The sequence below is a fragment of the Paenibacillus sp. MDMC362 genome, from assembly GCF_003269305.1.
Taxonomy (GTDB): Bacteria; Bacillota; Bacilli; order Paenibacillales; family Paenibacillaceae; genus Paenibacillus_AQ.
Genome location: NZ_QLYT01000022.1, coordinates 47638 through 71644, shown reverse-complemented (window position 1 = coordinate 71644; position 24007 = coordinate 47638). Strand labels below are relative to the sequence as shown.

Sequence of the window (24007 nt, the reverse complement as noted above, 5' to 3'; positions counted from 1 at the left end):
TAGCCATGGAGCGCAAGGTATTTCAGTTAGGGGATATCGTTCAAATGAAGAAGCCTCATCCTTGTGGAAATAATGAGATGGAGATTATTCGCATGGGGATGGATATTCGGATCAAATGTACCAAGTGTCAGCACAGCGTGTTGATCCCCCGTGTAAAGTTTGAGAAGAATATGAAAAAGGTTTTGCGTTCGGCTCAGGAGACGGAAGGGGCAGGAGATACACCGTGATATCTCCTCTCCTAAGCGTTCCAGGGGGCCATTGATTTCCAAGGAACAGTGAGATAGACAAGCTATTGACCAGATAACGTTTCCATGATATAATCAATTCTGCTGTGGAAAGGTACCCAAGAGGCCCAAGGGGGCTGACTCGAAATCAGCTAGGCGTCGCAAGGCGTGCGTGGGTTCGAATCCCACCCTTTCCGCCACCAATCGTTTAAAGTTCCGCTGTTATGGATATAAACGATGTTTGATACATAAGATAGGCGTTAAGCCTGTAAAGCGCCCTTGAATAAAACACCCTCAAGCTGACGATCTGCTGGGGGTGTTTTTCGTTGCTACAAGCTTGAGCTACGAGCTTTGAACGAAAAAAGAAGGGCCCGATTGGGCCCTTCCTTCTGGGTAGGCGGTGCTTGTGAATTGGAATCATTTATCAGCACTTCTGCGAACCGTGTCAATAGCTTCACTTGTCCAAGCGGTCAAGCATTCGGCTCATTTCCTCAGCTTGCAATCCGTGTGACGATTAGAAACCTCATGCGTCGTTCTGCTGCAACGTTCAACGGAACCACACCTCTCTCATGCACCGCCTGATTATAATGTGCGCATAAAGCTCCGTTTGTATACACGCGAATTTTAATGGCTAAAAATTCTGTAATTAAACGTTTAGTTTTCATGGATTAGCTGACAGTATTCAAGCAATGCTCTGACAACTCCCACCGCACAGGATGCCGTAGGCACATGTGCAAAGCTCTTTTAGGCTGTTGATCCATTCAGGCGATTTGATTACTTAGGCTGCACTCGGCGCTTGTTTAACCATACACGATCATCATTTTGGGTTTCGGGAAAGGTATCGCCTTTGCTCATTTTAATTTGACGAGGGTTTTCGATCCCCATGATGTGGTCTCTGACGCCAACTTCCATATAAATGCCGTTGTTTGGGGCTTTATCACCCGCACGAAATTCGGACTGTTCTCCCATTGTGGAATTCCTCCTCATTATGATGGATGGACTGCATGTATTATCATGCGCCATTGGACCCTAAATCATTGCAGGGAAAGTGAGAAAGGCGCGGGAATAAAGGGAAGAGCACAGATTCAGCACCGAAAAGAAACTTGCATCCGATCACCCGTTCTGATATAGTATTATGGTGCGAGTTAGACTCGCTCCTTGCTCTCAACAGAGATTGAGGGCCGAAGTCCATAAGGAGGTGAAACATATGCGCAAATATGAAGTGATGTACATTATTCGTCCTGACATTGAACAAGAAGCTGTTCAAGCTGCAGTCGATAAATTCCAAGGCATCATCTCCAACGGCGGAGAAATTACAAAGCATGACGTAATGGGTAAACGCCGTCTTGCGTATGAGATCAAGAAATTCCGTGATGGCGTCTACGTTCTGGTAAACTTCAACGCAACACCTGAAGTTGTAGCTGAGCTTGAGCGTCTCATGAAGATTTCTGACGAAGTTATTCGTTATCTCATCACGAACGACGTTGCTTAATACGTAAAAAAACTTTGTAATTGATTTCGTTCTAAGGAGGGGATTGGATTGTTGAACCGTGTCATTTTGATTGGCCGACTGACTAAGGATCCCGAGCTGCGATATACTCCTTCAGGTGTTGCTGTAACGCAATTTACACTTGCTGTCGATCGTCCGTTTACTGGACAAGGCGGGGAGCGCGAAGCGGATTTCATTCCGGTCGTGACCTGGAGACAGCTTGCGGAGACTTGTGCAAACTATCTGCGTAAAGGCCGTCTGACGGCTGTAGAAGGGCGCATACAAGTGCGGAATTACGAGAATAACGAAGGTAAGCGTGTATACGTCACCGAAGTCATTGCCGATAATGTTCGCTTCTTGGAGTCAAACCGTGAAACAAGCGGTGGCGGAGGAAATCGTGAGGAATCATCGTTTAGCGGAGGAAGCAACAGCAATAGCAGTGGCGGAAACCGCGGGAACAATAATTACTCGCGAAACAACAATCAGGATCCTTTTTCCGATGAAGGAAAACCGATCGATATTTCGGATGATGATTTGCCATTTTAATACGGAAAGGACTGACAACACATGGCTTTTAAACAAAGAGAAGGCGGAGACAACGACAAAAGACCGGCACGCCGCGGCGGCCGCAACAAGCGTCGTAAAGTATGTTTCTTCACTGTGAACAAAATTACTCACATTGACTATAAAGATACAGACCTGCTCAAGAAATTCATCAGCGAGCGCGGAAAAATCTTGCCTCGTCGTGTAACAGGTACCAGCGCTAAATATCAGCGTGCCCTGACGATTGCAATCAAACGCTCCCGTCAAATCGCATTGCTTCCATACACAACTGAGTAATCATTTGTGTCAGAGCGGTCCAGCCTACAATTAGGCTGGACCGCTTTTTTATTATGGAAGAGACCAGGGTTGCTTCGTGTGAGATATGATGGGAAATGTTAGAGACGAGAGTCATACAAGTAAAACCAAGCATAACTTACAAGTATGAAGGCTCAGAGCTTTGAGGCAAAATTAATTTATGCGTGAAACGAGGTTATCCAAATGTTGGGATGCTTAATGTCTCCACGGAAGAATCGTGTCTCCCCAGAGTGTACACTAAAGGAGGAAAATAGCTGCCGACAAATAGAAGCCTGGTGTAAAGCTTTCCAGTTTTAAAGCCCTGAAACCATGTCTGCTTCAAACGGACAGTGTCTATTGTAAGCAATACATTTTAAACATAATGGAGTACTCCGTGTAAGAAATAAAAAACCGGTCATAAAGACGAAAAAGAAGCAAACTGAAAAAATTCCTTCTATTATATATAGGTACGTATCAGCTCATCAAATGAGCGCTGGGACAATCTCCACTTTGAAAGTAATATACCCTCCAAAAGATGTCTCAAAAATGAGAACGATTTTAGGCAGACCCCATGCTTACACAATCGAGAATGATGTCTATCGTATACAAACATGATAGAAGAACATTGCCACGGCAGAGTGGTACAGAAAATTTAATATTGTGATTACATAAAACTTGCAGAAATCTTTCAATTTTGTGATGTCCACTCCAGGGATACAAGCGTACAAGCAGTGGAAGCTCCATGTTGTTAGTCTTATTATGCATATTCCGCCTCCAATATCCAAACGATAAAGGAAAAAGGAGGTAGTTATATGTGCAGACGATTCTCGCTGTCCGCAGGGATCGATGAAGTGAATCAACGTTTTGGCATTAATCGGGTAATGTATTACTACAAGAGCCGGTACAACATTAGCCCTACCCAAACGATGCCGGTCATTATTCAGGAACAGGGAGAGCGAGTGCTCGATGAGTATCGATGGGGGTTAGTGCCCTACTGGGGGAAAGACGCAGTCAATGCTGATATTATAACGGTTGATCAGAATCCCACTTACCGTAAAGCGATTGACACAAGACGCTGTGTAATCCCTTGTAACGGTTTATATTACTGGCGAACGGTCGGTAAACGGAGTTATGCGGTTCGGACCGTAATCGGGGATCATGAAATATTCGGTATGGCTGGTTTATACGAGACATGGCGCGATGCCAGGGGAAATGAAATGAGAACATGCACGATTCTAATGACAGAAGCCAATGAAGCGATTCGAGAGTTCGAAACACGAATGCCGGCGATTTTGTCAGAGGAAAACATGGAAAAGTGGCTGGATCCGGAGATCCAAGGAAGACATGCGGTGTTTCCGCTGCTTCATACGTATCGCGGGCAGATGCGAATGTATCCGGTAACGCCGTTAGTGGCTGACGATACGCATGATCACCAGCAGTGCATTGAGGAGATGGATTTAAAGCTCGCTTGGGTAAAGAATCTGTAGTTCGCAAGTATGAAAGAGCAAGGTTGATTTATCTGACATGGAATTCAACATAAAAGCAATCCGGACCACAGTCCTGGATTGCTTTTTTTAAGCAGTAACGCTGTAGGAGGCTAAACTATGAAAAAGCTGAACCATAAATACACGTCATCTAATACTGAATTGAAGCATATTGTAAGGATAATATATTACATAAAAGTGGCTTCTAGTTGTAATCACGGGAGACAAACTCAGCAAATGTTAAATAAGATTACGTATACTTAACGGATTTAACCCAAACAATGAAAGTGGTCATTTAATTTTAGGGTTTATGTAATGAAATATCACATAAAAACGGTTGAACCTTAAGTGATTATAGTTATAAATTGTAAATAAATCTTGATATTACATACATTTTCAGTAAACTAAGGATATACAACGGAGATAAACTTAATTATTAACCTCAAAAATGACGTTAAAAACATGATTTTTGAGAAAAATGAAAAAAAGTAATTGACGTTACCTAAATTTACACGTATCATAACATTAATTTTATAGGCAAGAAGATTTTGCTAGAGACTTTGGCACTAATTGACCAATGGTATATTTTCTGTAAAACTTTCAATTTATTTCACATCATGCAATGACATCCTAGAGAACTCAGAATTCAGTACGAAATTATTTAAGGATGATTTCAATATTCGTCCTGATAATTTATAGCAACAACATTTTTTAAGAGGAGGATTCGCATGAAGAAAAGAATGTCACTCCTGTTTGCAATCATGCTTTTGGCCATCACGGTACTGGCAGCATGTGCGGGCGGAGAAACAGCAGAACAGCCAAGTCAAGGGGAGCAAACGGAGCAAACACCACCAGCTGAAGGCGACAAAGATACTACAGAACCGCCGGCTGAAACTGGAGACGAAAGCCAAGGTTATTTCGAGGCAGCAGATCCATCTGCTAATCCGGCGAATGCGTTGGCACGTAAAGACACACTCGTTGTTGGTATGACAGCACCTAAAGGGGTATTTAGCCCATTCTACTGGCAAACAGCATATGACAAATATGTTGTAGAAGCAATTTTCGATTCTTTCTTCTCGCTGAACGGTGATGGAACTTATAATAATCGCCTGGCTGAGAGCGTGGAAGTATCCGAAGACAAATTGAAATACACATTCAAATTGAAGCCAGGCGTGACATATTCTGATGGCACTCCGGTTACTGTAAAAGACTATGCTTTCGCAATGAAAGTTTATCATGATTCCAGCTATGACGGCCAATCCGATTTGTTGTCCGTTCATATCAAAGGCGGTAAAGAGTACAACGAAGGTAAAGCTAAAGATATCTCCGGTATTAAAGTCATTGACGACCATACCATTGAAATCGAAGTTACCGAAGCAAACGCCATGACCAAGGATAATCTCGGTACGATTCCTTTTGTACCAGAAGCATACTATGGAAAAGGTTACAAGCAAGGCAACCTGGAATATATGAAAGATCTGCATGCTAAACCAATTGGTAGCGGTCAATATGTACTGAAAAGCTTCTCTCCTGGACAAGAGGTTGTATTGGAAGCTAACCCGAACTACTTCTTGGGCGCACCAAAAATTAAGAACGTAATTTACAAGACAACTACCGAAGAAACTAGATTGGCTATGTTCCAATCCGGTGAAATCGATATGGATATGGTTACTGTTAACGAAGATAACGTAGAAGCGTTGAAAGAGATGGGCTTCTTGGACATCAACATCTTCCCAACCAATGGTTATGGTTATGTTGCGATGAACCATAAAGATCCTAAGTTCCAAGATCCTAAAGTTCGTCAAGCTTTGATTTATGGTTTGAACCGCGCTGAGGTTGTAGAAATTATCTATGGCCAATATGCTAATGTAATCAACATTCCACAGTCCAGCGAATCATGGGCTTTCACGAATGAAGGTATTGAGCCGTACGAGTTTGATATGGAAAAAGCGAAGCAGCTTCTTGATGAAGCAGGATGGGCTCCAGGTGCTGACGGCATCCGCGAGAAAGACGGCAAGAAATTCGAGATTCATTTCTCTGCAACTGCTGACAACCCGGTAATTGATGCTTTGATTCCGGTTATGACACAGAACTACCAAGAGCTGGGCATCAAGTTGACAGCTGAAACTTTGGACTTTAATGCAATTATGGATAAGAAGGATAAAGGCGAGTTCGACATGTTCTTTGCTGCATGGGGCTTGACTCCAGATCCAGACTCCACGGTATATATCACAGATGGACAGCAAAATGACATCGGATATTCCAACCCTGACTATGATGCAGCAATGAAAAAAGGTCTGAACGCCTTTGATTTGGAAGAGCGTAAAGCGGCTTATGCTGAAGCATATCAAGTGCTGAATAAAGACGTTCCGGATCTTCCGATTTACCAAAGACGTGATGCATGGGCAATCAACTCCAGATTGAACGGCATTGACATCACACCGTACAAAGATTTCGCAATTGACCTGTACAAAGCAGAAATTCAACAATAGCATCAAGAAACATATGCTCAGCTCGCAAGAGCTGGGCATATGCACTTATAAGCCGGGAGGAATATTATGAAGCAGTACATTATCCGGAGGCTGCTGCAGATAATCCCGACATTGATCGGGATCTCGATTCTCATATTTGCAATATCATCTTTGGTACCAGGTGATTATATCACTGCAGTGAACAACCCGACGATGACTGCTGAGAAAGCAGCTCAGCTTCGGGAAATTTATGGTTTGGATAAGCCGCCTGTTGAGCGTTATCTTACATGGGTCGGTAATATGTTAAAGGGCAATCTCGGAGATTCCCTTGTGCACAAACAACCTGTCACGACCGTAATGAATAATTACGTATGGAATTCCTTTTTCATTGCGATTTTCAGTTTAATATTGAGTTGGATTATAGCTGCTTTTGCTGGCGTGTTCTCAGCGAAGTTTCAATATTCATTGTTTGACAAGATCATAACTTTATTAGTCTTCTTATGTATGTCACTGCCGTCCTTCTTTATCGGACTCTTACTTATCAAGGTGTTTGCCTTGGATTTAGGATGGTTTCCTGTTGGTACAATGAAGACTTCAGGACTGAACGGAAACACATGGGATCAACTGATCGATATTGCATGGCATATGTTCTTGCCGGTTACTGTACTTACGATGCTGAGCACAGGCGGTTTGACACGGTATTTCCGTACAAGCATGCTGGAGGTTATCCGTCAGGATTACATCCGCACAGCCCGTGCAAAGGGATTGAAAGAACGTACGGTTATTTTCAAGCATGCGCTGCGTAATGCCATGCTTCCTGCCATCACTCTCATGGGTTTTGAGCTTCCATCTTTATTTGGTGGAGCCATCATCATGGAGAAAATTTTCATCTGGCCCGGGGTCGGTCAAGTCTATCTGGAATCAATCAATATGCGGGACTATCCGTTCATGCTTGGGTTCACAGTATTCATATCCGTACTGACACTTCTGGGCAACCTGTTGTCTGACGTTCTGTATGGAGCTGCAGATCCAAGAATTCGCTTAAAGTAGGAGGAGATTCATTTGTCCGCAGAGACTGCACCATTAAAAACGAATCTACCAGTTCCGAAGAAGCGGCCGGATTCCCCATGGCGAATTGCTATTCGTCGTTTTTCCAGAAACCGTCTTGCTGTCATCGGACTTTTCATAGTTGTATTTATGTTTTTGTTATGTTTTATTGGCCCGTACTTTTCACCTTATTCTCTATATGATTACAGTGTGGCTGATAAGAATTTGCCTCCAAGCTCGAAGTATTGGCTAGGTACCGATAAGCTTGGGCGAGATATTTTACTGCGTATGATGCTTGCTGGACGAATATCTCTTTTGGTTGGGCTTGTTGCCACAGGCATTTCGGTCATCATCGGAGCAACCTTGGGAGCTTTAGCGGGTTTTTATCGTAAATGGGTGGACACGCTGATTATGCGTGTGGCTGACATCTTTATGGCAATGCCTACGCTGCCGATCCTGATTATTCTGGGCGCGATATTGTCAGACCTGAAGGTGGAGCCAACGGATCGTATCTATTTCTTGATGTTGATTATCGGTGTGTTGGGCTGGAGCAGCATCTCCCGTCTCGTACGTGGTCAAATCTTGGGGCTCCGCGAGCAGGAGTTTATGCAAGCAACAGAAGCTTTAGGGCTTAAAGATCGTCGGAAGATTTTCCGCCATCTGCTTCCTAATACGATTCCTATCATTATTGTATCTGCAACCTTAGGGGTAGCAGGCGCGATTATTTTTGAATCTTCGCTAAGCTTTCTCGGAATTGGGGTTGTTCCACCAACACCGTCCTGGGGAAATATGATTTCTGCGGCAAACAACTTGATTGATTTCCGGAAGAGACCATGGCTATGGATTCCGCCAGGTATGTGTATTCTGGTTACCGTAGTTGCAATCAACTTGATCGGTGACGGGCTTCGCGACGCACTTGACCCGAAAATGAAGAAGTAGGAGATGCGAATATGGCAAAAGAATTAGTTGAATTCCGCAATTTAAAAACGCATTTTCAAACCTCCGCAGGCACCGTGAAAGCCGTCGACGATGTAAGCTTCAAAATCCGTGAGGGTGAAACACTGTGCGTGGTTGGTGAGTCGGGCTGTGGTAAAAGCGTAACAGCCATGTCTCTTATGCGTTTAATTGATACACCTCCAGTAGGAGGAGAGATTCTATATGAAGGCAAGGACCTGTTGAAGATGAGCAAGCGCGAAATGAGTTTGATTCGCGGTAACGATATCGCCATGATCTTCCAGGAACCGATGACCTCACTGAACCCGGTATTAACGATCGGGGAACAGATTGTAGAGCCGATTCTGCTGCATCAGCTCGTAAACCGCAAAGAAGCTAAACAACGAGCCATCGACCTCATCAATCTGGTAGGAATACCGCGTGCGGAGAAGATTTTCGACTCCTATCCGCATGAGCTCAGCGGCGGTATGCGCCAACGGATTATGATCGCGATTGCACTTAGCTGTAATCCCAAGCTTCTGATTGCTGACGAGCCAACAACAGCGCTTGATGTTACGATTCAGGCCCAGATTTTGGATCTGATGCGCGACATCAAGGGGAAGTTGAATACATCCATTATGCTGATTACGCATGACCTGGGCGTCGTAGCGGAGATGGCGGACTATGTTGTTGTAATGTATGCAGGAAAAGTTATTGAGGAAGCTCCGGTCATTGAGCTCTTCAAGCAGCCGAAGCATCCATATACCAGGGGGCTTTTGAAAGCTAAGCCCATCATTAATCAGACCCAGGAACGTCTGTATTCGATTCCGGGGCAGGTACCCAATCCGGTAGATCTTGGTGACAACTGTCACTTCCATGATCGCTGTGAATCATGCATGCAGATTTGTAGAGAGAAGACGCCTCCGCTCGGTACGGATCCTAACGGCCATAAGGTCGCTTGCTGGTTGTATGAAGAGGAGGGGAAAGCGTAATGAGTCAAGCACTGATCGAAATCGATGGTTTGAAGAAATACTTTCCCATCACCGGCGGCATATTGCAGCGGACGGTGGGTAATGTAAGAGCAGTTGACGGAGTCAGCTTTACCATCAACAAAGGTGAATCCTTCGGGCTTGTAGGTGAATCCGGCTGCGGCAAAAGCACCATTGGCCGAACCATTCTCCGTCTGCTGGAAAAAACGGAAGGTAAGGTTATCTTTAATGGTCAGGATATCCATACCTTGTCCAAAGAGAAAATGCGTGCACTGCGTCCGAAGATGCAGATCGTGTTCCAGGATCCTTTCAGCTCCCTGAATCCAAGAATCAAGGTTGGCGAAGCGATCGGCGAAGCACTCATTGATCATGGCTTAGTTAACCGTAAGGATCTTAAGGCTCGCGTGATTGAAACGCTTGAGATTTGCGGCCTTGCGGCCTATCATTATGATCGTTATCCGCATGAATTCTCAGGTGGACAGCGTCAACGGATCGGGATTGCCCGCGCATTGATTCTGAATCCAGACTTTATTGTGGCTGATGAGCCGGTTTCCGCGCTGGATGTATCGATTCAAGCGCAAATTATCAACTTGCTTAGTGACTTGCAGCGCGATAAACAGTTGACCTACTTGTTCATTTCGCATGATCTCAGTGTTGTAGAGCATTTGTGCAACCGAATTGGGGTAATGTATCTGGGATCGATGGTGGAAATGGCCAGCAAGGAAGAATTGTTCCGCAACCCGCTGCATCCATATACGAAAGCCTTGCTATCGGCTGTGCCAGTACCGGATCCAACGCTGAAGCGCGATCGGATCGTACTGCAGGGAGACATCCCAAGCCCGGCGAATCCGCCATCCGGCTGCAAGTTCCATACTCGCTGTCCGCTGGCTTCAGACCTGTGCAAGCAGGAGATTCCAGAGTATCGCGATATGGGTAACAATCATTTCGTTGCTTGTCACTACGCTTAATATGACTGTTCATATCTAAAGTTTCTGACAGCAACCAGAGCGATTATTAGAAAAAAATTCTAGGGGGACTTCCTCCGTCTGCGGACGGATGGGGGTCTTTTTCATTTTAGAGGACCAACGGGCCTTTTTTACAAAAATTCCTAAATAAAATTTTCGAAAAAAAGCAGACCAAATGCCCTTTTTATCCGTCTATTATTATGGAGGGCTAATTCTATGAAAAAACGGTGGCTTTGGCTGGTCATGATGTTGTTAATAATCGTCCCGATTGGGGCGGTTGTCATAGGAAATATAGAACGAGCGGGGTTTAAACCGAAGGTGGACGCGCGAGCGGTTGTCTTGATGGATTTAAACACCGGGCGTATTTTGCTCAGCAAAAATGGCGATATACCTTTACCGCCTGCAAGCATGTCCAAGCTGATGACCGAGTTGGTTATTCTGGATGATATTAAAACCGGGAACCGATCCTGGGACGATGAGGTCAGGATAAGCGATTCCGCAAGCAACGTAAGCGGCGTTAAAATCGCCTTGAAATCCGGCGAAATCGTGACGGTACGCGAATTGTTCCAGAGCATAACGGTTTATTCGGCCAATGATGCGGCCGTAGCGCTTGCCGAGCATTTTGCAGGCTCGGAGGAAGCATTTGTCCGAAAAATGAATGCCAAGGCAAAAGAGATTGGCTTATCCAGCGCGACGCGATTCGTGAATGCGTCGGGAGTCGAGCGAAACACAGCCAACGATCAAGCCTGGACATCGGATGGAGAAACGGCGATGACCGCAGAGGATACGGCAAAGCTGGCAGTGCATTTGATTCGCAGCCACCCGGATATTCTTAGCACCTCCAGCAAGACCCAAACCAAGATCAGCGGACGGAATTTATATTTAAGCAATACCAATTGGATGCTGCCATCGGTAGGAGGCCCTTATTCCTATGAAGGCACTGACGGATTAAAGACAGGGTATACGGCGAATGCAGGATACTGCTTCACGGGTACTGCGGAGAAACAAGGCAGTCGGCTTGTTGCCGTTGTCATGGGTACCGAGTCCAAAGAAGCAAGATTTGAAGAGACGCGCAAGCTATTTGACTACGGATTCGCCAAAACGTTAACATGGAGAGAGCGGCTGGATGACTGGTTTCAATATTCGGGGATCTCAGCCGCTCTTACGCATGATAAGAGACCTGTTTAGCAGATCGCTGAAGATTTGGTAGATTTATAGAACTGCCCGTGAAGGGTTCACATTTGACAATAATCTGGTTTACAATAGAAGATGTGTGAAACTGGCCTACTGATATGAAGTGAGTCAACGGTAGGAGTTTCCGTTTAATAAGGAGAGGAGGGTGAGCCAAGTAGCTTGAGGTGCAAGCATGGACCTTTAACGATCTGACTTATCTATTCATTTATTTTATAATAAAGAAGGAATTGAACTCATGAAGAGGAAATCAATATATATTACTCTCGCTTTGGTCATACTGCTTGGCTCAACCGCTTTTTTGTTCAGAACGCAGCTAGCGGTTGTTGCATTTGATCTGTTTATGGCAAAGGATGTAGAGGAATCATTACAGAAATCGTATAAACCGCTCCAGAGCGACAAGACACCTGAACCTGTCGTACTCCAGAGCGAGCCGTTCTCGGTTATGCTGCTCGGGAGTGACCAGCGTGAGGATGAACCTGCGCGTTCGGACACGTTGATCTATGCGGTTGTGCGTCCCATGGAGTCCAAAGTGCTCTTAATTTCGGTTCCAAGGGACACGTATGTCGATATTATCGGTAAGGACAAGAAAGATAAGATTAACCACGCGTTTGCCTTTGGCGGTCATCAAATGGCCAAAGATACGATGGAGGCATTTTTCGAGGAGAAGCTTAATTATTATGCTTCCATTAATTTCCAGGGCTTGAAGGATGTTGTTGATGCCATTGGGGGCGTGGAGCTGCCGATCGGCAAGGATATCGTTAATAAAGGCAGAGACCATGAGAAATTCACGATTGAAGCCAACAAACCGATTTATAACGGTGAAGAAGCATTGAATTATGTCCGTTATCGGGAGGACAGCGACTTTAATCGTGCGAAGAGACAGCAAGTGTTTTTGGACGTAGCGGCCAAGCGGGTGATGAAACTTGATCAGATCGGCAAGGTGCCTGAATTGATTGAGATCATGGGTGATAATTTCCAGACCGATATGCAGCCTAAGTTCATTATTGACCTGGCGAAGCAGATGCTGACCGGTGGCAAAGTGGATATGACCAGCTATACGATCATGGGGGAAGGCATGAAAATTGGCGGCGTCTATTATAACGAGCCCGACATGGAAGACGTGCAGGAAGCCCGGGATCTAATTGACAATTGGATGAACCCCGATACGCCGGCTGACCAGCTGCTGCAGCCCAAAGATGCTGAGAAGCAAAAATTGAAATAAATAAACACCGGTACACCCGGATGATGTCATAGTACGTTGCTTCATCTCAATCAGCAGTCGGATGGCTGCTGATTTTGTGCCCTATATAAGGAATCAGAATGGCGAAGTTAACGTATGTATGAGTATGGATAGGGGAAGGAGTAACCTGCATACCTAGGCTTTAAATCAGGAAGGTTACTTAACATGACTTCTAAGGTTGGAGTCATAAGGAGGATAATGCATTATGAATATCGCTTTTTTTCTGTTACCGAAGCAGGAAGTGATCTGTTTAACACTGGATTCTACGCTCAGGCAGACGCTGGAACGGATGGAGTTTCACCGATATACAGCAGTGCCCGTACTGGATAAGAACGGCCAGTACGCAGGGACTGTAACGGAAGGTGACCTGTTATGGCATATGAAGAATTCGGAAGGCAAAATCACTTTTGAGAACGCTTCGAAATTTTTGCTGAAGGATGTTCCTTTTCGTATGGATATCAAGCCGGTGTCGATTGACGCCCGGATGGAGGATCTGATTAATCTGGCCAAGGTGCAGAACTTTGTACCTGTCGTGGATGATATGAACCGCTTTATCGGAATTGTACGCAGAAGCCTCATCATTGAGTACTGTGAACGAATTGTCTCCAAGGAGACGATGGAGTCCCACGGGGCATCATAATCAATCAGGCTTGAAAATAAACAAGGGCGTGGGACCACGGACGACAATGTGGGTAACACGCCCTATTTTTATAGAACCCAGCTGCAGCGAAAAGGCGGGGAGGAATAACCTGGGCCCGATTGGAGTACAAAGAGAAGGTGGATTACAGAGTACCAACCGGGACTAAGGATGGACAGGGTGCATGGGCCTTTGTGTGGGCGGCTTTTTTTTATGCTATAATGGAGAATAAAGCTGTTTTCAGGGAGAGATGGATATGCCAAATATGCCGAAGGACTTGGATGTAGCTAAACGTGCCAAAGTGATTGAGTGGCTCAAAACCGAAGTAATTGACAATGTATCCCGCTTATTTAAAGCTCTATGGGAAGGCAGCACTACAAAGGTTGGGGACAGTTTGGTAAGCCTGATGATGAGCTCATACATACTGGGCCGAAGGCTCGGCTTGACCTATCGGGATTTGGACGATCTCTTGTTAGAGAAATTGAAAAAGCATAAGCAGGAAGGACATCAGCTGGAAGATTGGTACCAGGATATTTCCGCGCTCGAAGAACATTTGCGTAAGAGGTGAACATATTGAAACTGCGCTGGACTACGGCGGTATGGAGCGTTATTTATTTGCTTCTGCTGCTATCATTACTCACACCCTTTTCGATCGTAACGGCTTTCTTGTTAGTTCTGCCGATTGCGATTCTGTTTACGGCTTTGAATACAAAATCATTTATCATCCATGTGGTGCCAGTGTGGCTGATCGCGCTTTTGATTCACCCCATTTATGTGTTATTTGCGATCTATTTTGCCATTCCGGGGATTGTCATGGGGTATTTGTACCGGAAGCGGAAGGCAGCTATGCAGGTATTGAAGTATGGCATGGCCGTCATGCTGGTGGAGATGCTTCTTCTGCTCATGATCAGTACCGCCTTCTTCCAATTAAATCTGTCGGAGTATGTGGATGAGATTGTGAAGATGACGACGGCTCCGCTCACTGAGATGGGAGTAGAAGGAGGCCTGGGAGGACAGTTCCTTGGCACCGAACTCGATACACAATTAATTAAAGATCAAACGATGCGCTTGGTTCCATTTGCGATGATTATCAGCTCGTTCCTCATGACGGTGGTAACCCATGCTTTGGCTCGTCCCACGCTGGGCAGCATGGGCTTGTCCGTGCCTCGGCTGAAGCCAGCTAGAGAATGGATGCTGCCGCGTTCCCTGATCTGGTACTACTTGCTCATATTCTTCATCAACATAGCAACCGTTAATTCAGACAATAACTTCATGAAGATGATCGTGGCAAACGCTACGCCTTTGCTGCAGATCTGCTTCATGATCCAAGCGCTGGGGTTCTTCTACTATCTCACCCACGAACGGAAGTGGCATCCGATCGTACCGCTTTTGACGGCTATACCGATTGTGTTGTTCCCGCCGGCTATGATTATCGGAATCCTGGACCTGGCATTTCCACTTCGTCAGGCGTTTAGTAAAACCAAAAGATAGGGTGATGAGTCATGCCTAAATTTCTGCAGAAGCGCTGGCACGGCTATCATACCGTCTGGGCGTTTGCGTTGGTGCTTCTGCTTGTTATTTTTCTGTCGTTCTACAATACCATTCTGGGGCTGGTCGGTCTGCTGCTTGCGGTGGCAGGCGGCTATGCCATGCTGAAGACGGAGATGAAATTCCGCCGCGAGCTGGTCGATTATATTGGGGATCTGTCATTTCGGATTCAGCGGGTCGAAGGCGAAGCGGTCAGCGTGCTGCCATTTGGTATTGTCCTGTACAGCGAGGACAAGACCGTGGAGTGGCATAACCAATTCGTGGTCAATATGTTTCCGCAGCAGTCGTTGGTCGGCGCATCCTTAGAGGAACTGTTTCCCCAGCTGGTTGTCGCGATAAAGGAAGCTCAGGAGAAGAAGGATAACAAGGAGAAGCTGCCGAAAGAAATCCGTCTGGAGATCTCCCACGAGGATAAGTTCTATGGAGCAACGGTCATTCCGGATGAGCGATTAATCTATCTGGATGAGATAACCGAGCTGGCCGTGCTAAGGCAGCGGTATGAGGATGAGCGATTGGCCTTGGGCATTATCATGATGGATAACATCGATGAAGCCTCGCAGGGGATGGATGATCAACAGCGGACGGCACTGATTGCGAAGGTAACCAGTGAGATTACCGATTGGGCGCGTGAATTTAACGTCTATTTGCGAAGACTTTCCTCGGACCGCTATTTAATGATGCTCAACCACAGGTCGCTTGAGGCGCTGGAGAACAGCCGTTTTCTCATCTTGGATGAAGTCCGGGAGATGACCGCCGATCTGAAGGTACCGCTGACGCTAAGCGTTGGCCTTGCTTTCGGTTCAGACGACATCACGGAGCTTGGGCAGTTGGCACAATCCAGTTTGGATATGGCACTGGGCCGCGGCGGAGATCAGGCAGCTGTCAAAGCGGGCCAGAGGCTCTCCTTCTATGGCGGTAAATCCAATGCAGTGGAGAAAAGGACCCGCGTAAGAGCACGTGTTATCTCACATGCGCTGCGTGATTTGATGCAGGAGAGCGACAAAGTGATCATCATGGGTCATAAGCTGCCGGATATGGACGTGGTCGGCGCTGCAATCGGCGTGTTGAAAGCAGCTCAGATGTATAAAGTGGAGGCTTATATCGTGATGGAGGGAATGAATCCGTCCATATCGAGGCTGATGGATGAGGTCCGGAAGGACGAAGCCTTGATGAACCGATTCATCTCTACCGAACAAGCGATGCAGATCATGACAGAGCATACATTGCTCGTTGTGGTTGATACGCATAAAGCCTCCATGACGATGGAGCCGCGGCTGGTTCATCGCGCAAGCCGGGTCGTTGTAATGGATCATCACCGGCGCGGGGAAGAGTTTATTAACGATGCGGTGCTAATCTATCTTGAACCGTATGCCTCATCAACCTGCGAGCTGGTTACGGAGGTGCTGCAGTATATTCACGAACGGGTATCCCTTACACCGGTTGAGGCAACGGCCTTATTGGCAGGGATCACGGTGGATACGAAGCATTTTGCCCTCCACACGGGATCGAGAACGTTCGAGGCTGCCGGTTTCCTGCGTCGTCACGGTGCCGATACGATGATGATTCAGCGGGTACTCAAGGAAGATCTGACAGAATTTATAGCGAAGGCAGAAATCGTGAAACATGCTAAAATGGTATATGACCATATCGCCATAGCGGTATCGAAGAGCGGGGAGCCCATGCCGCAGCTATTGATCGCTCAAGTGGCGGATATGCTGCTGAATATGACGGATGTGCAGGCATCGTTTGTCATAAGCGAGCGCACAGACGGCAAGATTGGCATTAGCGCCCGCTCCATGGGCAAGATGAATGTTCAGATGATTATGGAACGTCTCGGGGGAGGCGGACATTTAACGAACGCCGCAGTACAACTGGATACGACGCCTGAGAAAGCCGAGGAGAAGTTGATGGAAGTACTGAAGGACATCGAAGCGAAAGAGGGGTTATTTGAATGAAAGTCATTTTCATAAAAGATATGAAGGGTCAAGGCAAGAAAGGTGAAGTGAAGGAAGTTTCGGAAGGATACGCAACAAACTTCCTGATTCCGCGTGGGGTCGCTCGTCCCGCAACCGACGGCAACATGAAAACGCTGGAGCAGCAGCAGGCTTCCGAGGAGAAGCGCAAGGCTCAGGAGAAGGAAGAAGCACAGGCGCTCGGCAAAAAGCTGGAAGAGATGACCGTTGTCCTGAAAGCTAAGGCTGGAGAAGGCGGTCGTCTGTTCGGCGCCATTACCAGCAAACAAATTGCTGAAGCGCTGGCAGGACAAAAGATCAAAATCGACAAGCGCAAAATTGAACTTAGCGATCCGATCCGCAGTCTGGGTGTTACCCAGATTCCGGTGAAGCTGCACCCTGACGTCAAGGCGACGCTCAAGGTTCAAATTACGGAGGAGTAATATGGGAGGAGAACTCTATTTCGATCGGGTCCCCCCGCAGAACCTTGAGGCAGAGCAGGCGGTGCTGGGTGCCATTCTGCTGCAAAGTGAAGCGCTGATTACAGCGATGGAGCGGGTGCAGGCCGAGGACTTCTACGACAAAACGCATCAGATGATCTATGAGGTTATGGTGCAGCTCGGGGAAGGCAATCAACCGATCGATCTGGTGACCCTTACATCTCTCCTGCAAGATAAAGGGCAGCTGGAAGAGGTCGGAGGTGTCAGCTATTTAGCAAAGCTGGCGCATGCGGTTCCGACGGCTGCGAACGTGGATTATTACGCCCAGATCATCGAAGAGAAATCGATGCTGCGGCGGTTGATTCGCACCGCAACACAGATTGTAAGTGAAGGATATACCGGAGGAGAAGATGTATCCGGTATGCTCAGCGAGGCAGAGCGGCGCATTCTCGAGATTTCCAATCGACGCACGGGCAGCGGATTTATTGCGATCCGAGACGTGCTGATGGAAGTGTTCGAGAAGGTGGAGGTTCTCCATCAGAACCGGGGGAATACAACGGGAATTCCATCCGGTTTCGTGGACTTGGACAAAATGACAAGTGGATTCCAGCGAAACGACTTGATCATCGTGGCTGCCCGTCCTTCCGTAGGTAAAACCGCGTTTGCATTGAATATTGCTCAGAACGTGGCCATTCGCGCCAAAGAAACCGTGGCGATCTTCAGTCTGGAGATGTCAGCACCGCAGCTCGTACAGCGTATGATCTGTGCGGAGGCTAACCTGGATGCAGGGGTCATGCGTAACGGGGATTTCAAAGGTGATGAGGATTGGTCCAAGCTTACGATGGGCATCGCAGCTCTGTCGGAAGCCGAGATCTACATTGATGATACACCGGGTGTAACGGTTGCTGATATCCGTGCGAAGTGCCGTCGCCTGAAGAAAGAGAAGGGTCTTGGCATGATCCTGATCGATTACCTCCAGCTTATCCATGGACGCGGCAAGGCCGGAGAGAACCGGCAGCAGGAGGTATCCGAGATCTCGCGAACGCTTAAACAAATCGCCCGTGAGCTCGAAGTGCCGGTTATCGCGCTGTCACAGCTCAGCCGGGGCGTGGAGCAGCGTCAGGACAAGCGTCCGATGATGAGTGACCTTCGGGAATCGGGTTCGATCGAGCAGGATGCCGATATCGTTGCGTTCTTGTACCGGGATGATTATTACAATCAGGAAACCGAGAAGAAGAACATCATCGAGATCATTATCGCTAAACAGCGTAACGGTCCTGTAGGTACGGTGGAACTGGTCTTCCTGAAAAACTTTAATAAATTCGTCAATTACGAGCGAACGCATGCCGATGCCTTTGCTGCCGGATGACGACCTTATAAATTAACTGATCAGATCAGATCCCTGCCGCTGGTTGTAAGTTAAGGGCATTTCTTAAGATATCAAGTATAAACTTCGAAGCTTGAGCCTTCCTGATATCGCAAGAAAAAATCTCCTCTAACCGCGGTCTGTCTTCTGAGAAAGTACGTCGACAGTCGCTTTTCTTATGGAGGTTCCCCGAATAATGCTGCAATCATTCGATAATCTCGTCCTAATTCCGAACAATCGTACACACTGATGTGCGATTGTTCGTTTTTGTATTTGACTTTAAAAATGGGGACTGTTACACTGGTATTGCTGCTTTAGTGCAGTGAGGTTGAAAATTAATCAGTTTGTAGAGGTTATTTCATCAGTGTTTCGCGAAATATTAAGGGTGTAACAGCCCGGGCGGAGGAATGAATATGTCAACGGTAGTCGTTGTGGGAACACAATGGGGAGATGAAGGGAAAGGGAAAATCACGGATTATTTGGCGGAAAGCGCTGACGTGGTAGCCCGTTACCAAGGCGGCAACAATGCCGGCCACACCATTCTGATTGACGGTAAAAAATTCAAGCTTAGCTTGATTCCATCCGGAGTATTCTATGAAGATAAAACCTGTGTGATCGGAAACGGTATGGTCGTTAACCCGGCTGCACTTATTGAAGAGATTAATTATATTCATGATAACGGGTTCAGCACGGATAATCTGGTAATCAGTGATCGTGCTCATGTTATCATGCCTTATCATATGGTATTGGATGCTCTGGAAGAGGACCGCAAAGGTCCGAACAAAATCGGTACAACCCGTAAGGGAATCGGCCCTTGTTATATGGATAAAGCGGCACGTAACGGCATCCGGATCGCAGATCTGATGGATGCGGAAGAGTTCGAGCTGAAGCTTCGCCATCTGGTGAAGGAGAAGAATCAAGTCATTACCCAGGTCTATGGTGGGGAAGAACTCGATGTTGAAGAGATTTTAGCGCAATATTTGGAATACGCCGAAATCATTCGTAAATATGTGCGCGACACTTCCGTCATCCTGAATGATGCGATCGATGATAATCAAAAAGTATTGTTCGAAGGCGCGCAGGGCGTCATGCTGGATATCGATCAAGGCACGTACCCGTTCGTTACGTCCTCGAATCCTTCTGCAGGCGGTGTATGTATCGGCTCCGGTGTAGGACCATCGAAGATTCAGCAGGTGATCGGTGTGGCTAAATCCTATACGACGCGTGTAGGGGATGGACCTTTCCCAACGGAGCTGGACAATGAAATCGGGGCGTATATTCGGGAAAAAGGACATGAATACGGCACGGTAACCGGACGCGCTCGCCGCGTAGGCTGGTTCGATAGCGTAGTTGTGCGTCATGCCCGCCGTGTGAGCGGAATTACCGGCTTGTCCCTGAACTCGCTGGATGTGCTGAGCGGTCTTGAGACCGTTAAGATCTGTACCGCATATAAATTCCGCGGCGAAGAGATTACGCACTACCCAGCAAGCCTCAAAATGCTTGCCGAGTGCGAAGCGATCTATGAAGAGCTGCCAGGCTGGAGTGAAGACATTACCGGCGCCAAAACGCTGGAGGATCTGCCGGAGAACACCCGCCGCTACGTAGAGCGCGTATCCGAGCTGACCGGCATTCCGATTGCCATCTTCTCCGTGGGCCGCAACCGGGAGCAGACGAATCAAGTGCTTCCGATTTACGAGAAGTAATCTAGCGTTGGACCAAGAGTAGAGAGACTAGAAGTTCGACTTCAACGATAAGATAGGTTTTTATGAACCTGCCGATGATAGTATCGGCGGTTTTTTTTTGGCAAAGAAGGTCGAGATCAGAACGCATCCTGCGATAACATGAATACCCTAAATGTGGAAGAATTTGTCCCTTCTTTTGAAGAATATTATCCCTTAGCCGGTTGCCCATCCACCCTATAATGGAGAGAGACATAGAGGACAGCACGCTGATAATTTGGAATTGGGGCTAAAGGCAGCGGGTATATGCAGTCAGATCAATGTGGGGTGGCAGAAGCCATACGAATTCAATGAGGCGTGTGGCCTTCTTGAGAGCTGGACAAGGTAGACGATCCAGCATAATAAAAAACCGGATTCATCTACTAGGTTGCTAGGGATGAGTTCGGTTTTTTTATATAGAATGGGCCTAAAACTAACGGAAACACGAAATATATCAAATGGAGGTAGAAAAAGTGAGGGAAAGAGGATTGAAGCGATTCCGAGCCGTCAATACTGGAAAAAGGAAGCAATTATGGCCATGTCATTTGAGAGTATGTAGGAGGAAGGAGGAATACGGATGAAGTGGACGAAATGGCTGCTGAAAGTTAGCTTGACCGCCATCCTGGTGAGCACCCTCACGATTGTGACAACAGGCATCGTGGTCAATGCCTATATTCAATCGGTGTTGTCCAGTTTTAACATTCAGCTGGAGACGGAGCCGATGGGGGTTGGAGGTATCATGAAGTCGATGCTAGGTATGGGCTCCGGCACCAAGCCGGATGTCGGCAGTGTCACCCCCGCGGAGGATAACAATAGGGCAGAAGATAAGAATGTCACGACCGATGAACCAACGTCAGGGAGCGGCTTGGATCGTAATGGTGAGGCCCAAGAAGATAACGAGGCGAATTCGAACCCGGCGGGAATGACGGGTGAGCCGCCAACTGATGAAGAGGCACCTGATAATTCCTTGCCGGTGATGGGTACAAACACGACGGAGCAGCCTGGCGATTCCTCGCTGGAAGATCAGGAGATTGTGATGACGCCGGGAGAAATTGTGGATCGGAAGGACAGCTTGCGGACAGAGGAGAAGGAAGAGATTTTTACCCTGCTGATGAATAAACTGCCCCAATCGGAAATGCAGAAGATCTCGGCGGCGATGGAGGATGGATTGACCGCAGCTGAACTTGCGGACATCGAGCAGGGCATATCCAAATATTTGAATGCTGAGGAATTCGACAAACTGATTACCATGCTTAAAGAATAACGTCTAACGGCTATCAGGACTGTGCTGTCACTGTTTTGTCACTGACTTACGGAGGCTATATATTAGGGAATATCAGGAAACCCGCGCCCGGCGCGGGTTTTTCGCTGTTTTCGTAAACTTGAAATGATTGTAATGGCTATGTTAAAGTATACGAAGATCGAAAAGGTTAAAATTTTGATACCTTTTGACAGGTTGTGTCATAATCAATACTAAGTCAGCGAGTTCAAATGAACAGATTCTTACATATGAACAAGGCTTAAAGGAGAGAGACATGAAAGGTTCTAAGGGGAAGCGGTGGATGGAGAGCCTCTTGCGCAAGCAAGCAGCCGATCATTCCGCCCACAACAACAACTCGAATCGAGAGCCCTCGGAGCCGTCGAATCCACAAAAACGGGGATGGACTACACCGCGCAGGTGGATTTGGATATCGGCAGGGGCATTGCTCATAGCAGGATCGATATATACGGGCGGAAAAGCGTATGTGAACGCGAATACGGTTCCGTTCTATCATGTGTATGTAGATGGAAAAGCGATCGGTACCATTCAAGATGATGCCCAGCTTGACGAGCTGCTCAAAGAGAAGCAAAAGCAGTATCAGCAGGAGCACCCTGACGTACTTATGGTGCTTCACACCGATGGCATTACAACGAAGGCTGATCGTTCCTTTAAACCAGAGGTGAACAGTGAAGAGACTCTCCAAAAGCTGGATAACATCCTAAAGGCATATGCCCGTGGTGTGGAGCTGAAGGTGAACGGCAAGACAGTCGCCATCGTGAAGGATCAGCAGGCAGCCAAAGCTGCCGTCGAAGCGGCCAAGCTGAAGTTCGCTCCGGCAGCTGCCCAGGAGGAGAAGACCCAGAGGGTCGCTTTTACGAAGACGTCGGCATCGAGCAAGAAGAGCGATGACGGAAGCGGGCTCCAGTCCGTGGAGATTAAGGAGAGGATCTCGCTTGCCAACACGAAGGCCGACCCGAACAAGGTGCTGGGCGTGGAAGAAGCGGTGAAAGTGCTTACGGGCACGAAGGACAAGCCGGTGGTATACACGGTGAAAGAGGGAGATACGATCTCCTCAATTGCGCAGCATTTTGGCATGAAGTCTGCTGACGTCATGGCGCTGAATCCCGGGCTGGAGGAGAAATACGTTCAGATCGGGGCCGAGCTGCAGGTAACGAAACCGGAAGCACCGCTGACGGTAAGAACGGTGGAGGCGGTGTCGGAGAAGCAGCCAAGCAAGCCGGAAACGATTGTCCGCAAGAGCAGTGAGCTTCCACTGGGGAAACGAAAGGTCGTTCGTCCCGGGCGGGATGGCGTCAAAACCGTGGACTACATTGTAACCAAAGAGAACGGCAAGGTCATCTCTAAGCAATGGACAGGCCAACAGGTGGTTCAGGAATCCCTTCCGGAAGTTGTGTATAAAGGCACCAAGGTAGCGCCGAAGAAAAAAGCGGCAACGGTGACTCAAAAATCCGGCGGCAGCATGTTCGCATGGCCAGTCAGCGGGGCGCGCATTACGAGCTCCTACGGTCATCGCTGGGGAAGAAGCCACGAAGGTGTTGATATGGTTGGCGGAAGCACGATTATGGCAGCCGCCTCGGGCAGAGTGGTCTTCGCCGGTCAGCAGAGCGGTTACGGCAATGTCGTCATTGTCGATCATGGCAATGGATACCGCACCCTGTATGGGCATATGAGCAGGATTTCCGTAAGCAACGGACAATCGGTTGGACAAGGGTCCAAGCTGGGTGTCATGGGCAATACGGGCCGCTCTACTGGAACTCATCTCCACTTCGAAGTGCAAAAAAATGGAGTTGCTCAAAATCCGATGAATTATCTGTAGTTCTGTGTTATACTAGATAAACCAATGCGACATAAGCCATTATTGGTTCATATATCATAATAGTGAAGATGGCCGCTCCTTAACGGGGGCGGCCATCTTTGCGTCTTTGCAGAAGTAGTTGGGGATGTGGGACAGAACGGGAAATATCTTTCCAGCCGCTGTTGTCCGCCCTTTGTCTGAATTGAATTTTATGAGGGAACAAAGGACTCCCAAAGGCGTCTTCCAAGATATTTTCCCTTATCTGTCGAATCCATCCCCGTGCCTTCCGCCGGGAAGCGGGTAGGCCGCCCCCTGAATCGGGTAGGCCGTTGGGAGGCGGTGTGGGTGGGAAACATTAATAAAAACTATCTCTTTTGTAGGCGTAGACTAGGGGAT

At 47.4% G+C, this 24007-nt stretch carries 22 protein-coding genes and 1 tRNA gene; 22 read left to right on the top strand and 1 reads right to left on the bottom strand.

Annotated elements, in window-relative coordinates; genetic code table 11:
• The first annotated feature begins 5 nt into the window (after positions 1 to 5).
• Together DP091_RS11950 and DP091_RS11945 are read left to right on the top strand one after the other, a co-directional pair.
• Entirely contained in the window at positions 6 to 227 is a 222-nt protein-coding gene (locus DP091_RS11950) for a DUF951 domain-containing protein (RefSeq protein ID WP_071219319.1), read from the top strand.
• 106 nt (positions 228 to 333) lie between these two features.
• A tRNA-Ser gene (locus tag DP091_RS11945) sits at positions 334 to 424 on the top strand.
• A gap of 574 nt (positions 425 to 998) precedes the next feature.
• Here the strand turns inward: DP091_RS11945 and DP091_RS11940 are convergent.
• The gene (locus DP091_RS11940) at positions 999 to 1193 is read right to left on the bottom strand and encodes a YjzC family protein (RefSeq protein WP_071219336.1); all 195 of its coding nucleotides are present in this window, start codon (positions 1191 to 1193) and stop codon (positions 999 to 1001) included.
• Positions 1194 to 1431: 238 nt separating this feature from the next.
• On the opposite strand from DP091_RS11940, the gene rpsF reads away from it, so the two are divergent.
• The 20 genes from rpsF to DP091_RS11840 all read left to right on the top strand — a co-directional run bounded on the left by rpsF (position 1432) and on the right by DP091_RS11840 (position 23632).
• Positions 1432 to 1716 (top strand): 30S ribosomal protein S6, encoded by a 285-nt coding sequence (gene rpsF, locus DP091_RS11935; protein WP_009591503.1) that lies wholly within the window; start codon positions 1432 to 1434, stop codon positions 1714 to 1716.
• A 48-nt stretch (positions 1717 to 1764) separates the two neighbouring features.
• A complete protein-coding gene (ssb, locus tag DP091_RS11930; protein WP_071219337.1) occupies positions 1765 to 2259 on the top strand; it encodes a single-stranded DNA-binding protein in 495 nt (164 codons plus the stop codon).
• A 21-nt stretch (positions 2260 to 2280) separates the two neighbouring features.
• Positions 2281 to 2553, top strand: coding sequence for a 30S ribosomal protein S18 (gene rpsR, locus DP091_RS11925; RefSeq protein WP_006207333.1), 273 nt, complete (start codon positions 2281 to 2283; stop codon positions 2551 to 2553).
• An 809-nt stretch (positions 2554 to 3362) separates the two neighbouring features.
• Entirely contained in the window at positions 3363 to 4037 is a 675-nt protein-coding gene (locus DP091_RS11920) for an SOS response-associated peptidase (protein ID WP_113058526.1), read from the top strand.
• Between the two features lie 725 nt (positions 4038 to 4762).
• Positions 4763 to 6526 (top strand): ABC transporter substrate-binding protein, encoded by a 1764-nt coding sequence (locus DP091_RS11915; RefSeq protein WP_113058525.1) that lies wholly within the window; start codon positions 4763 to 4765, stop codon positions 6524 to 6526.
• A 66-nt stretch (positions 6527 to 6592) separates the two neighbouring features.
• Positions 6593 to 7555, top strand: coding sequence for an ABC transporter permease (locus DP091_RS11910; protein ID WP_113058524.1), 963 nt, complete (start codon positions 6593 to 6595; stop codon positions 7553 to 7555).
• A gap of 12 nt (positions 7556 to 7567) precedes the next feature.
• Positions 7568 to 8491 (top strand): oligopeptide ABC transporter permease, encoded by a 924-nt coding sequence (opp4C, locus tag DP091_RS11905; RefSeq protein ID WP_113058523.1) that lies wholly within the window; start codon positions 7568 to 7570, stop codon positions 8489 to 8491.
• A gap of 11 nt (positions 8492 to 8502) precedes the next feature.
• Positions 8503 to 9477: an ABC transporter ATP-binding protein gene (locus DP091_RS11900; protein ID WP_113058522.1), complete on the top strand. Its 975-nt coding sequence runs from the start codon at positions 8503 to 8505 to the stop codon at positions 9475 to 9477.
• A complete protein-coding gene (locus DP091_RS11895; protein ID WP_113058521.1) occupies positions 9477 to 10442 on the top strand; it encodes an ABC transporter ATP-binding protein in 966 nt (321 codons plus the stop codon). The genes DP091_RS11900 and DP091_RS11895 overlap by 1 nt, the downstream gene beginning before the upstream one ends.
• A gap of 213 nt (positions 10443 to 10655) precedes the next feature.
• Complete coding sequence (locus tag DP091_RS11890; RefSeq protein ID WP_113058520.1) at positions 10656 to 11627, top strand: D-alanyl-D-alanine carboxypeptidase family protein; 972 nt, start codon at positions 10656 to 10658, stop codon at positions 11625 to 11627.
• A gap of 241 nt (positions 11628 to 11868) precedes the next feature.
• Entirely contained in the window at positions 11869 to 12855 is a 987-nt protein-coding gene (locus DP091_RS11885) for an LCP family protein (RefSeq protein WP_113058519.1), read from the top strand.
• A gap of 223 nt (positions 12856 to 13078) precedes the next feature.
• Positions 13079 to 13513: a CBS domain-containing protein gene (locus DP091_RS11880; RefSeq protein ID WP_071219346.1), complete on the top strand. Its 435-nt coding sequence runs from the start codon at positions 13079 to 13081 to the stop codon at positions 13511 to 13513.
• 262 nt (positions 13514 to 13775) lie between these two features.
• Complete coding sequence (locus DP091_RS11875; RefSeq protein ID WP_174819218.1) at positions 13776 to 14078, top strand: MazG-like family protein; 303 nt, start codon at positions 13776 to 13778, stop codon at positions 14076 to 14078.
• A 5-nt stretch (positions 14079 to 14083) separates the two neighbouring features.
• Positions 14084 to 15001, top strand: a complete 918-nt coding sequence (locus DP091_RS11870; RefSeq protein WP_113058518.1) for a DUF2232 domain-containing protein — start codon at positions 14084 to 14086, stop codon at positions 14999 to 15001.
• A gap of 11 nt (positions 15002 to 15012) precedes the next feature.
• Positions 15013 to 17013 (top strand): DHH family phosphoesterase, encoded by a 2001-nt coding sequence (locus tag DP091_RS11865; protein ID WP_113058517.1) that lies wholly within the window; start codon positions 15013 to 15015, stop codon positions 17011 to 17013.
• Complete coding sequence (gene rplI / locus DP091_RS11860; protein ID WP_071219349.1) at positions 17010 to 17453, top strand: 50S ribosomal protein L9; 444 nt, start codon at positions 17010 to 17012, stop codon at positions 17451 to 17453. The genes DP091_RS11865 and rplI overlap by 4 nt, the downstream gene beginning before the upstream one ends.
• Position 17454: 1 nt before the next feature.
• Positions 17455 to 18819 (top strand): replicative DNA helicase, encoded by a 1365-nt coding sequence (gene dnaB, locus DP091_RS11855; RefSeq protein WP_071219350.1) that lies wholly within the window; start codon positions 17455 to 17457, stop codon positions 18817 to 18819.
• A gap of 410 nt (positions 18820 to 19229) precedes the next feature.
• Positions 19230 to 20519 carry an adenylosuccinate synthase gene (locus tag DP091_RS11850; protein ID WP_113058516.1) on the top strand — a complete coding sequence of 430 codons (1290 nt, stop codon included), beginning with the start codon at positions 19230 to 19232 and terminating at the stop codon, positions 20517 to 20519.
• 592 nt (positions 20520 to 21111) lie between these two features.
• Complete coding sequence (locus DP091_RS11845) at positions 21112 to 21798, top strand: hypothetical protein (protein ID WP_113058515.1); 687 nt, start codon at positions 21112 to 21114, stop codon at positions 21796 to 21798.
• Between the two features lie 271 nt (positions 21799 to 22069).
• Positions 22070 to 23632: a M23 family metallopeptidase gene (locus DP091_RS11840; protein ID WP_113058514.1), complete on the top strand. Its 1563-nt coding sequence runs from the start codon at positions 22070 to 22072 to the stop codon at positions 23630 to 23632.
• The last annotated feature ends 375 nt before the right edge of the window (positions 23633 to 24007 follow it).